We start from the raw sequence: 11,724 nt of genomic DNA, 5'->3' as shown, positions 1-11,724 counted from the left end.
CCCCATTATGCTAGTTGCTTTGTGAAATAAAAAATGACGCCGAAATGACGTCAATTAAATCAATCATATAAAAGTTTTATTGCTTCCAAAGGACTTGATGCTAATATCTTTTTAACTGTGTTCTCAACAGCTTTTTCAAGAGTCTCGCCACTTCCAATTCCGATTCTATCAGGGTAACCTAAATAATTCACTTGGACTCTAACTTCTTTCGAAAATGGAATTTTTTCGATTTCGGCATATTCAAAATCATGTCCATATAAATGTATTTGTTTAATTGAATCATCAATCATTGTCTCATCCTCCTTTAACAAATATTATAAGTTAATTGGAAATGAATTGTAATGTGTATTTCACACTCAAAAGCAAGTACCTGTAGTTCAGCAGCAAGAGAGCTACTGCTCGATACTCACTTTTCAGGGCAAAATAAAAATCACACCCTCTAAAGATGTGATTTTATTGCAATTATTCAATTTCATAATTAAATAAATTGTTCTCTCCGCATTTACTGCAATTTACTTTCACTTGTATTTTATTGCTTTCAACAAACGCTACACTTGCTTGTTGACCCGAAACCATGTATCCATTCATTTCGCTTTTACTTGCATGTCTAACTATAGCTTGCCATTTAAATCCCGTGTCACAGTTGAAACATTTATGTGAATCTGTGATGTTTCTCATAATATCACCTCCCACGCAATCATAAACCAGAAGATGAAAATTATGTAATAACTTTCTGCTCTCAAAACCACACCAAACTATACCCTCTCATCACAAAGCGTTTTGGCTGTTTGATGCAGTTTTCAAAGCAAAAGAAAAAAGCCCTTCAACGAAGGACTTAATCAATTTTAGTAATAGCAACTACTTTAGCTATAGGAGCTATATACAAAATATTTTGTTCATTATCATACATTACATAACTGTGTTCAGTTGAATCTACTACACTTACATTATCAATAATATCTTCATATGTTTTCCATTGGTCAGATAAAAATACCGAATATTTCATCGCTTTTCCCCTCCTTATTTTTTCTTAATTTTAACATAAATATTAAATAAAACATTGACTCTTATGTACACAAAAGCCTTACCGTGTTAGGGATAAGGCTTTTCTATTGCGGTAAATTATTTAACTGTCGAGTTAGCTCACTTCTAGAACCGTGGTAGAGCTACACACACGTTATTATCGTAATCGAATTGTGTTCGTGCATTTCCGTGCACGTTTAGTAAGTTTGACTGATTAAAATGGAAAGTGGACGAAGTTCACATGATAACCACTCCTTATTCCGTTTTTTAGCCTTTTATATTAATTAAGATACCTAATCTTTTTAAATATATAGGCCGGCCATGTATGTCTTGCCTCGAACAAGTTCATGAGGCGCAGGTCGGTCGTCGGTCTGTCTTTCCCTAATATTTAGGTTTTTATATATACCAAGGGAAGAAACATTTACCGCACCGAACCTACCTCCGAGTTTACAATACAATTTTTCAATCCCAAACTATCGTACATGTTTTACATTTGTTCTTTTTGTTACATCTGTTTCATTTGTTCCTTTTGTTCCACAATCGCGCCCGATTGCAATATAATTCCTATCCCATTTTTAAATTATTCAGCAACGTTATCTTTAACATATAAATCTTTTATTGGTATTACATCGATTTTATCTTTAAATTGTATAGTTATCTTATCCTCATCCGTTAGTTTCTTTTTCTTCCCATTGTACAGTAATAATGTGTTTTCATCTGCAAATGTGAAAGTAATGCCACCCCCATCTTTTAGGAGTTTTGCTGGGGTAGAGAAATCGTTCCTTTTTTCATACACAAATATAATATCTGTATATCCTTCATCTGTTTTTGCATCTGTTAAAATTATATAATGATTGTCCTTTTTTGCTTTGAATAAGAGCGTAGTCATCTTGCCCTGACTCTGAATGTTTGTTTCAACATTAATGGAATTTGCTTGCCACATATTTACAAACACAAAGTAATAAGCAGTTATCAGAACAAGAAACAGAGCTAGTAGTGATGATACGATAACTAAGATCTTTTTTCTATTTTTGGAGCGTACCTTTTTGAAATAATCAATGTTCCTTTTATCTTTTCTTCTCTCAATTTCATCATCTGAAAATAAATCTCCCTTCATTTTGTTTAAATAATTCCGGCATTCTTCACATTGATCCATATGTTGTTCTATCAGTTCGTTTGTTTCTTCACTTGTTAATTTATCAATATAAGCAGGAGCTAAATCCTTAAATACACTATGTTTCATAACCCTACTCACCCTTTCTGATTTCAAGTTTTGCTCTATAAAAAGTCACTCTTGCCCAGTTTTCTGTCCTTTCAAAAATTGAACCAATTTCTTTGAACGATAAGTCACCCAACAATCTTAAATAAAGTATTTCTCGTTTATCCTCACTGAGTTGATGAGCCTTTTTAAAAAACATAACTTTATCCTCGTTTTTTATATGCTCATCTTCCAAGTCATAAAATGTTGTGCTTTCACTTTTTAGTGAGTCCTTCAATTGTTGGTTTTTATTTTTATGGTTTAATTCTTGCAGCCATACGTTTTTAGCAATTGCACAGAGCCACGTGGAAAACTTGGCTTTACCATTATCGTGAAAGTTATTAATGGATTTAATTGCTTGATAAAATGTTTCTTGAGTTAGCTCCTCTGCTAAATCAATGTTGTTAGTCAAAGTTAACAAGTATTTAAAAATAAAATCCCCATAATCTTGGTATATATTGTCCTTATTCACTGCCACCCTCCCTTTTTCGTCTAGCCATTCACCTATGTATCACAAAATTATTGATTTCGTTACAATTTTTGCAATAAAAATACTGCAGCTTTATCACAGATGCATTTATTCACTTATTCAATTAAATGGCCCTTTAATGAAAAAAGCACTTTCCTTATTCCAGGAAAGCGCCCTATTGTTGCAGGACTATTATTAAAGAAGAGCAAACCATCTTACTGATTTGCCCTCTCATTTATTTGTTTAAACTAATGTCTCTTCCCAATCTTTTCTTAGCAAACCCATGACAAGAATATCATGGTACTTACCAAATCTAAAAAGCTCTTCTCTAAAAGTGCCTTCTAACTGAAATCCACATTTTTCATAAGAGCCAATAGCTCTTTGATTATAACCAAAAACTTGAAGTTTCACCTTATTTACATTCATATAATTAAAAATAAAGTCAAGCAGTACTTTCATTGCATCTGTTCCATAACCTTTCCCTTGAAAGTCAGGACCAATCGAGATACCAACATGGCTGGTGCGATTGTTCCAGTTAACTAAATAAACAGCTATAGTTCCGATGAATACTTTTTCATCTTTAAGTTCAATAGCAAACATGTAGTCATCTTTCTCAGAGCTAATATCTCCAAGAAATTTTTCATGATCTGCTTCAGTTGGTGGAAATGGAATACCATCGTTCATTAGCAGACGGCTTTCCATTACGTCCTCAACGTTAGAATAGCACTCGTAATCCTCTTTTGTAATTTTGCGTAGAATTACTTTATCTCCTGTTAAAAAACTCTTTACATACTTCTTAATCAATTTAGATTCCCCCATTTTTTCAGGGGCGCAGTAAAGGGGTTATTTTTACTGTACCCCCGTAACGTTTTGTACAATTGTGTCTGTGAAAACGTCTACTACAATGCTCGATAACATAGGCTAATCTCCCTTTTTTATGATAATTCAAATATATACTAAATTAGTATAATTATCAACTTCTATCAGTTTTTTTATGCAACAATCTGGCCCGATTGTTGCATAAATGTTTTTAAAAAAAGCAGTCTTTCGGCTACTTCATCATCTGACTCAAAATATTATTTCTTACTCTAAAAATTGTCGTACTAGATAATCCCATATGTTTTCCAATAGCACGCATGCTATCACCATCCAGCAATCTATGAAGGACTTCAATCTCCCTGTCTCCAGTCACTAACGGAATAAGCATTTGCACCTCTGCAATCTTTTGCTCATATTCCTTAATTCTATAATTAAGTGCATAAACTCTGCGTTGTACTTCTGTAAACACCGGATCACTTGTACCTCCGCTAGCCTTTGGTAATGTTGCCTCAATACCATACATAGCTGTTTTAGCCCCAATATAGCTATTGTTATCAACTTTTGCTACTGGCTGTCTTGCTTCCTCAATAGTTTCAACCATCCATCGATAATTCTCAATCCACTGAAGTAAATTCTCTTTCGTTACTTTAATTTGCCCTTGTTTGCCCATTAGGTTTGCCCCCTAAACTATGTTATACTTCTTTTGCTGACTAGACTAAAAGGGCATAAACCAATTCGAGCTGTAGCGTGTGACGACGCTGCGGCTTTTTTCTATTTCCAAAGGCTATAAACTATAAAACCTAATCTTACTTAGCATATAAATAGTAGTGTTAAGCTAACTTCTTAGTTTGACATCTCCTGGTTTGTTGGTTTAGGGTCACTCTGGTCCAGTGGCCCTTTTAATAGTTTCTTTCCTCAAAGTGTTCAGTAACACACTAAACGCGACCAAAGGTTTACTATTATTTTTTTATTAACATTGCCATTAACATTCGTCAGTATTGACCTCACTTAAATTAATATATAATTATCAGCGGGGAAATAAGTTTTTAAATCTATCGCTGACGGATCGCCGTGTGCGACGAAAGTCGCCTGCCCGGTGAAGGCTCGTTATAAAGCTGAGTTATACAGAAAGTATAAGACGAGAATAGCATGTTACCAGCACCTATCATTGAAAATCCCACTATAGCTACTGGAATTACCATCACTATATCTGGGGTTCCGAATGAAAGTATTAATTTTTACCAAATTATCAACGGGAACAAAGTACTTGACATAATATCTAATATTTGGAAATTCGATCAAAATGGTAAAGCTTTAATTGGATACAATAGTTTTGTATCGGGTTCAACTTGGTGCGTGACACAAGTCGTAAATGGAGTCGAGAGTCCTTTTTCAAATACAATAACGTTTCCGTAAATAACATCTTTATTACCTCACCATTTGGTGGGGTTCTTATTATGCAAATGCTCCTGAATAATTTCTTTCAACCACTACACAGCACTATTTCTCTATTCTTTTTAAACTCTTCAAACCAATCATCATAATCCCCATCTAACCTCTTGCCGATTAAACCGTGTTTCCTTGCCTTTATTACACCTAACAACTCCAAATCTATAGCAATAAGTGCTGCACTGACCTTATGAATATTCAACTTGCGATAAATCAAATTAATAGAGAAATCAGCTTCCCACATACCAATGAATTTTTCGATCTGTTCATGTGTGAAATCTAGCTGCAACATATCGTGTTCTGGTTGCGAGAATAAAATGTATCTTCCTTTTACTTTTCTCCCCATTCAATCGTCACCTGCCCATTAATTGCTTCTCTTTTATGTCTTTACGTGCTTTCCTAGCCTTTTTAAGTTCATCATGAGAAATCCAACCACCATCAATCTTTGAGTAAGTTAGAAGCTTTAATTCATGCGGATAACGATATTCAAATAACTTCTTCCTCAATTCAAATTGCTGTGTAACCATTCCCTTAATGTCAACTACCTCTGTATGGCCATCTGCATAATGAACAGTAAAATCCACATTGTATCCAATCTCGCGATATTTCTTTCCATTCTTTTCGAACTTTGGCAACAATACGAACCTTGGTTGTAATTCAAAGGCTGTCACAATGCCTTGTACTTGTTGGTGTTTCAAGTAATCGTAATACTTTGCTTCTAATGCTGAATCGAATGTAATTCCGTCATGTACAACTTTTTTGTTTCCGTATTTTGCTTTACTCATGTTTGCCCTCCATGTTATTAAAGGAAAAGGTGCCGAAGCACCCTCGCTTTAATTAACCGATGATAAATATTTTTTTAGCCGCAATTTGCTCCTCTAATTCAGTTGTCAGGTGCTCTTTGATTGAATGAATAGCGTTTAGTTCCCACGCCCCACCATCAGCTTCAAATAAAGCAACTCTTGAGCCTTCTCGTAGTCTTAATATAAATTCACTCTCTGGTTGAGTAACTTCAGCAAATGTTCGGAACGGCTTTAATGCCACACGTCCAGGAATTGTTTCATACCCTACAGATGCAACTCCTTTTTTCACTGTTACCTGTTGAGCCATACCATTATCTTTAATTTCAGCACTACCATCTTCAACAATATTGCTGATGATATCTAAAACAATTTGTTTGTCATTGTTATCTACAAAATTGGCTTGCATCATAATTTGGAACTCTTCACGATCAACAAATCGCTCAAAAGTGATATTCGGAAGTAGTGCTTTTGCTTGAATATAAGTCCGACGGTCATTTGTGCTATCAAGTGCATCAAATAGTCGTACATCTGTTGGTGATTTAACTTGAATCATTAATTGTTTTTCGCCATCGAATTGAGATTTAATATAGTCGACCAAACCTGTAAGTGTATTTACTTGAAGTTCGCTAACATTTGCCTGTTCTTTAACACGCGTCAAATCTACTGTTGAAAAATTTTGACCTTCTACCTCGATAACTGTTGGGCGAGCTAATCCTACTAAATACTCCATTGCGTTTTTTAACATATTCTTTTCCTCTTTTCTTTTGATTTTTTATTGTTTTGTTTTGATTTATTTGAACTGCACAACTTTAGAAGACTGTGCATTTTCAATCTTTTCAACTGACTCTCCTGTGTCGGTTTTAATATCTTCACCGTCGAAATACGTTTGACCAGGAATACCTGACTTTAATTCAGCACCCACGACATTTCCTTTGCTATCAAAATCGATCATCATTTGTGTTTCCACACCTTTGCTTGGCGCAAGTGTTGATTTCACATCCACGGTAACTGTTGCTAAACCACGGCTTTCATTTGCTTTCAAAGTCATTGTCATGCTGACTTTACGAGCTTTCTTGTGATCTGTATTTGGATCAGCAATGTTAGCGAGAACCTTTTGTAACTCTGCATTTAATTTTTCTGTTACTGCTCCCCCAGCGAAGTTGTCTAAATTAATCATTTGATTTTGCATAATAATTCCTCCTAGTTTTCAGATAAAAATAATATGTTATAAGGTAATACGGGTCCTTTAGATTCTCCGCAATCCCTTTTCAACCTAATTTAGAACGGAAGATCATCTTCTGATACCTCAATCGGCCCCTTACTATTAGCAAATGGATCTTCATCCACTCTCGTATAACTTGGCTGTTTGTTTTGACTGCCATATTCGCCCTGTGGTGGGTTTTGATTCGTTCCACCTGTATTTGTACTAGATTGATAGTTTGGCGCGTTCTGTGCGCCTTCTGTGCTGTTTCTTGGCTCTAAGAATTGGATGCTATCAGCTACAACGTCAGTAGTATATACACGCTTACCATCCTGCCCCTCATAGCTGCCTGTTTGGATTCGCCCTTCCAAACCTATTAAACTACCTTTCTTCATGAAGTTAGCTAGATTCTCAGCATTTTTGCGCCATGCTTGGCAATTTATGAAATCAGCTTCCTGTTCACCGTTCTGCCCTTTGAATGTACGGTTAACAGCTACTGTAAAGCGACATGATGCAATACCGTTGGTTGTATATCGAATCTCTGGATCTTTTGTAAGTCGGCCAACTAATACGACTCGGTTAATCATGCTGTTTCCTCCAGTAGTTCTGGATTTTCGTAAATGTTGCCAACGACTTCTGAATAAATGCTCGGCACTGCATTATGGAAGTAACAATCTGTTCCGTATTCGTAATTGACCTCAGTTTCATAATTTTCATGCAGGTAAAGGACTACTGGTACAAAGCAATATGCCCCGTACTTTTGCAGGTAGCAAACAACGCTTAAATTACCGTTTTCATCAGATTCAATATCCCCCTCATAAATCTCCTTGCCGTTCTTGTCTTTTAAGCCTGTGTATTGCATTACTTCGAAGCGCTCTAAACCTAAAACCGTATTGAATTCTGTCCAATCGTCCGGATCTTCATAAACTCCACTTTGAACGTTTGAATGCATATATTCAGAACACTTATCCCAAGCTCGAAACTTAATCTCTCTACTCATGCAATCATTTCCTTTCTTTGTTCAGGGTAGTAAACCTTAGGCTCATACTGGTGATAGAAGCCTTTCGGATTATCATGCATTGCCAGTGCCACTTGTAATTCGAGTTCATCGAAGCATATTGTTTTTGACTTAGCCCCATCCCCATCACGCCAAATGATGACCGCATACGGTGTTACTTCAAAACCTAAGAATATTGGATTCAATTTGCTTCACCCCCTAGTGCTTGACGTGCAATTTTACCTGCATCTTGCATAACTGTAGAATCTGCATACATATCAACTCTGAAATGGTTATTTTCATTTGCATAAAACTCAAGTACTTCACGTAACTGTTCGTTTTCAGCAACCTCGGCTTCTAGTTCTTCATCTAGTTCCTCAGCATGCCGGATAGATACTTTCAGTTGAAAATCAAGTGCTTCCTTTTCGCTTTTTAAAGTGTTATTCGCAATACACGCAGCATCAAGTTCAATTTTTAATCGTTCAACCTCAGCAACAAGTGATGGGACATCTGTAATAGCATGTTTAATAAATTCTGTATCACCATCATTTAAGCAATCGTATGTTTCATTACCTGTTTGGCAAATGGCATAGTCTTGATTAGGATTGAATATATCGATATGCCCTTCTGTTGTCTCTTCACTTTCCCACGGTCCTGGTGTAGCCTTTGCCACACGTTCTTTAATAGCATTCATCTGTTCTTGATTCATCCCTCATTCACTCCCACTAATTCGTATTCAACTTTCAACACTTCTGCTAAAATTGGCGCGACTTTTTGGCAAAACACTAAGCATTTCCAATCTTTTTGGCGCTCAATAAAATCTTCGAACCATGGTTCATTGGAAACAATGTCATGTTTAATCATTGCATCGAACCAACTATTCCAAAGACCATATAAATGTTCTTCCGTCATTTCGTTTTCAGACTGCAATTGTTCGATTTTATCCCACATTTCTTCCGTGTCATATTTATCAATAATAAGTTGACGTCTAGCTGTTAAAAGTAGCCGTTTTAAGTGTTCGCCAACCTTTTCTGTATCGATAAATTTTTCTTTTGAATAATCAGCTAATTTTTCATATAGGTACTCGTCTTTATGACCAAATATATCGATTAGAAATTTAATAAAACTATCTCCAGGCGCTCCCCAACAATGCGTATAAGATTCACCACCGTATAAAATAGCTGTAAAACGATTTGCCGTTTCATCTACAATCAATTCGCAGAAATCATGACCATTAGTAAATTGAGGTTCCAATTGAATCATTAGACTTTTAATGGTTTTTGTTTCAACTGATGCTACTCCTTGAATGTTCATCCCTTCACCCTCCAATCAAGGGGCTGTGCGCCCCTCTATCTATGTTCAAATACCTTGCGTAATCGGTAGTTCACTTTCATGTCCTTTGGAATCGTTACCGTGAAATCTTGAGCCATTTCAAACAGCCTGCTAGTTAGCGCCTCGTCAATATAAAGCATGTCATCCAGTGATAACTCGCTGGATATTAATAACGGCTTATTGTTCAAATAGCGATAGTTAACCACTTCAAAGATGACCTCGGTCTGCCACGGTTTCACATCGACTTTGCCACCAATCGGCTTGAATAAATCATCTATGAACAGGACCTCAACCTCTTTCATCCGATCCATAATTTCGTTCTTACGTTCAAAGCTATTAGCAGCAATATTGTTCATACCATCTTTATATGGGAAGTACAGAACAGGCACTTGCTTTGCATGCATCAAATAGTTGGATATGGCGGTTAATAGATGCGTCTTTCCGCAACCAGGTTGTCCAATCAGCATGATGCTGTTCTGTCTGAAACCTCTAATCTCATCAAAGGCTGCATAGTACTGATTCGCTTTGCTTTTCATTTCAGCTACAATTGGATGAACATCATCAGTTGAGAAATTTTTAAGGCTCATTTTCTGAAACTCTTCTGTAATAGCACTTGATTTAATGAGTCTATTAATCTTGAGCATCTTGCTACATTCGCATTCGACATAATAGTCCTGCTCAACTTCAACACCTCGGATATAGTAGCCATTTTTTTTGCGAACTAAGTAACTGCCAGTATCTTTACATTTCGGACAGTTGTAGTTAGCTTCTTCAATCGCTACAGAAGTTTCCGAACACAGTTGGCTTCTCGCCTTTAGCTCCTCCATTACTGCTGCCATTCTGTCTACCGTTTTTTGCATCTATTTTCACCTGCCAATCTGCATATGTTTCCACACCAAGCTCTTTACGCCAGTTATCTAAAATTGAAAGAATGTATTTAAAGCTTCGTGCACTATTAGATCCAACGCTGATTGCCTCTTTAATTAATTGTGGTTCGTAAAACTCGAGTGCTTCATGTATGTTGTTGCAATCAGCTAAAGTAGCAACACGAACTTTACTTTCGAATAGTTGTTTAATAGGTTCAAAATTTGGATTAATGAGAGAGACCGACGACTGTCTGTCTATGTCTCTTGTATTATTAGATGTATTATTAAAGACTGTATTATTATCCTCCGCCTTTTCCGAAGGGGGGGCTTCGGGATTCCGAATACCTCCTTCGACTTCTCGAATACCCCCTTCGAGATTCCGAATACCTCTTTCCAAGAAAATTTCATGCCCATAATTCACTCGGATTATTCGTTTTTCTACTTGCTTTGTACCAGGGATATACATTAGCTCTAAAGCGATTAAATTCTTATCCTTGAGCTTATTAATCACCTCTGAACAACGGCTTTTACTTAACTGAAAAAACTTTGAAAAGTGTTCGTTAGAAGCGAAACAGCCGTGTTCGTTGTCTAAACTCTTGATTTCTACTAGAAACGCTTTTTCTTGAAGCGTTAGTGTTTCGGATAGCCATATATTTCTTGGTATCCAAACGCCCTCGAATCTACGATCATATCTTTCAGCCATTTGCCCTCGCCTCTCCTTATGTCGCAATATTCAAATTTTTAAATATGGAATTATTCGCTATAAATTACACCTGTATCACAATCTGCATAGTACGTCTGTGTTCCTCCACCATTTTCCTTGCACCATTGATCCAAGAAGTTTTGTAGCTGTTCCATTGCTTGATTAGATACTTCTGCATCCTCATGTAGTTCTTCTAGTGCGTTTTCCACAATCTCTGCTGCAGAAAGATAAATACTTTCACATCGAGTAACGTAGATTCTCAAATCTTTTGGATCAAAATATCCATCTTCATCTCTTTGATATTCAATCCAATCTTCGAAGGCATTAGATGAAACATACTCATCAAAATCTTCAACGTATAACATTCCTGTATTTGCAAGAGCGTTTTCTAATGAGATTTTTGGAATCTTGCTCCATCGTTCTTTAGCTTCTCTTTCTTGTTGTTCATCCTTTTGTTTTCGAACAGTTTCGCAATTACACACTGTCCATCCTTTCGCAATGAGCTCATTACAGTGTTCACAACGTTTCCTTATACCGTTATAGCAAGACCGACAATAAGATAACGATTGATTGTTAAAAGGAAACGTCATGCCCTTTGAGTGCTTATAGCCTTTTATTCCAAAAATATTATTGTCTATCTTCATACCTAGACCATGACAGTCCTTACAAATCTCCTCGTTTTTACTAAGATGTTTTTCTAATTTTGCTTGGAAATTAACCTCAACCACTTCGCTTCTTAATCCAGCTTCCAAAACGTCATTTACCATGAATACTCCTCCTCAAATTAGGTCTATTTTACGGAAT

General features: G+C 36.3%; 19 protein-coding genes. All 19 read right to left on the bottom strand.

The window, feature by feature from the left end:
* Positions 1-59 precede the first annotated feature (59 nt).
* On the bottom strand, positions 60-290 hold the full coding sequence (locus ACQKNX_RS04885) for a hypothetical protein (protein ID WP_427427837.1): 231 nt from the start codon (positions 288-290) through the stop codon (positions 60-62).
* A 172-nt stretch (positions 291-462) separates the two neighbouring features.
* Entirely contained in the window at positions 463-678 is a 216-nt protein-coding gene (locus ACQKNX_RS04880; RefSeq protein WP_427427836.1) for a hypothetical protein, read from the bottom strand.
* A gap of 157 nt (positions 679-835) precedes the next feature.
* Positions 836-1,006, bottom strand: a complete 171-nt coding sequence (locus ACQKNX_RS04875) for a hypothetical protein (RefSeq protein ID WP_427427835.1) — start codon at positions 1,004-1,006, stop codon at positions 836-838.
* Between the two features lie 597 nt (positions 1,007-1,603).
* Positions 1,604-2,266 (bottom strand): zf-HC2 domain-containing protein, encoded by a 663-nt coding sequence (locus ACQKNX_RS04870; protein WP_427427834.1) that lies wholly within the window; start codon positions 2,264-2,266, stop codon positions 1,604-1,606.
* A gap of 4 nt (positions 2,267-2,270) precedes the next feature.
* A complete protein-coding gene (locus tag ACQKNX_RS04865; protein WP_427427833.1) occupies positions 2,271-2,753 on the bottom strand; it encodes an RNA polymerase sigma factor in 483 nt (160 codons plus the stop codon).
* 240 nt (positions 2,754-2,993) lie between these two features.
* Positions 2,994-3,569 (bottom strand): GNAT family N-acetyltransferase, encoded by a 576-nt coding sequence (locus tag ACQKNX_RS04860; RefSeq protein ID WP_427427832.1) that lies wholly within the window; start codon positions 3,567-3,569, stop codon positions 2,994-2,996.
* A 232-nt stretch (positions 3,570-3,801) separates the two neighbouring features.
* Positions 3,802-4,239, bottom strand: a complete 438-nt coding sequence (locus ACQKNX_RS04855) for a hypothetical protein (RefSeq protein ID WP_427427831.1) — start codon at positions 4,237-4,239, stop codon at positions 3,802-3,804.
* Between the two features lie 813 nt (positions 4,240-5,052).
* On the bottom strand, positions 5,053-5,364 hold the full coding sequence (locus ACQKNX_RS04850) for a hypothetical protein (protein WP_427427830.1): 312 nt from the start codon (positions 5,362-5,364) through the stop codon (positions 5,053-5,055).
* Positions 5,365-5,371: 7 nt separating this feature from the next.
* Complete coding sequence (locus tag ACQKNX_RS04845; RefSeq protein WP_427427829.1) at positions 5,372-5,803, bottom strand: DUF1064 domain-containing protein; 432 nt, start codon at positions 5,801-5,803, stop codon at positions 5,372-5,374.
* Between the two features lie 52 nt (positions 5,804-5,855).
* Complete coding sequence (locus tag ACQKNX_RS04840) at positions 5,856-6,566, bottom strand: hypothetical protein (RefSeq protein WP_427427828.1); 711 nt, start codon at positions 6,564-6,566, stop codon at positions 5,856-5,858.
* 45 nt (positions 6,567-6,611) lie between these two features.
* Complete coding sequence (locus ACQKNX_RS04835) at positions 6,612-7,010, bottom strand: replication terminator protein (protein WP_427427827.1); 399 nt, start codon at positions 7,008-7,010, stop codon at positions 6,612-6,614.
* 89 nt (positions 7,011-7,099) lie between these two features.
* Complete coding sequence (ssb, locus tag ACQKNX_RS04830) at positions 7,100-7,609, bottom strand: single-stranded DNA-binding protein (protein ID WP_427427826.1); 510 nt, start codon at positions 7,607-7,609, stop codon at positions 7,100-7,102.
* Positions 7,606-8,022, bottom strand: coding sequence for a YopX family protein (locus ACQKNX_RS04825; protein WP_427427825.1), 417 nt, complete (start codon positions 8,020-8,022; stop codon positions 7,606-7,608). Before ACQKNX_RS04825 ends, ssb begins: the two co-directional genes overlap by 4 nt.
* Entirely contained in the window at positions 8,019-8,225 is a 207-nt protein-coding gene (locus tag ACQKNX_RS04820; protein ID WP_402763434.1) for a hypothetical protein, read from the bottom strand. Before ACQKNX_RS04820 ends, ACQKNX_RS04825 begins: the two co-directional genes overlap by 4 nt.
* Positions 8,222-8,728, bottom strand: a complete 507-nt coding sequence (locus ACQKNX_RS04815) for a hypothetical protein (protein WP_427427824.1) — start codon at positions 8,726-8,728, stop codon at positions 8,222-8,224. Before ACQKNX_RS04815 ends, ACQKNX_RS04820 begins: the two co-directional genes overlap by 4 nt.
* Positions 8,725-9,333 (bottom strand): hypothetical protein, encoded by a 609-nt coding sequence (locus ACQKNX_RS04810; protein ID WP_427427823.1) that lies wholly within the window; start codon positions 9,331-9,333, stop codon positions 8,725-8,727. The genes ACQKNX_RS04815 and ACQKNX_RS04810 overlap by 4 nt, the downstream gene beginning before the upstream one ends.
* 35 nt (positions 9,334-9,368) lie before the next feature.
* Positions 9,369-10,211 (bottom strand): DnaA ATPase domain-containing protein, encoded by an 843-nt coding sequence (locus tag ACQKNX_RS04805; RefSeq protein WP_427427822.1) that lies wholly within the window; start codon positions 10,209-10,211, stop codon positions 9,369-9,371.
* On the bottom strand, positions 10,123-10,920 hold the full coding sequence (locus ACQKNX_RS04800; RefSeq protein WP_427427821.1) for a helix-turn-helix domain-containing protein: 798 nt from the start codon (positions 10,918-10,920) through the stop codon (positions 10,123-10,125). The genes ACQKNX_RS04805 and ACQKNX_RS04800 overlap by 89 nt, the downstream gene beginning before the upstream one ends.
* A 50-nt stretch (positions 10,921-10,970) precedes the next feature.
* Positions 10,971-11,687 (bottom strand): hypothetical protein, encoded by a 717-nt coding sequence (locus ACQKNX_RS04795; RefSeq protein WP_427427820.1) that lies wholly within the window; start codon positions 11,685-11,687, stop codon positions 10,971-10,973.
* Positions 11,688-11,724: the final 37 nt, after the last annotated feature.

The organism is Lysinibacillus sp. NPDC093712, from assembly GCF_050280025.1.
GTDB lineage: Bacteria > Bacillota > Bacilli > Bacillales_A > Planococcaceae > Lysinibacillus.
This window is presented reverse-complemented; position numbering and strand designations above follow the sequence as displayed.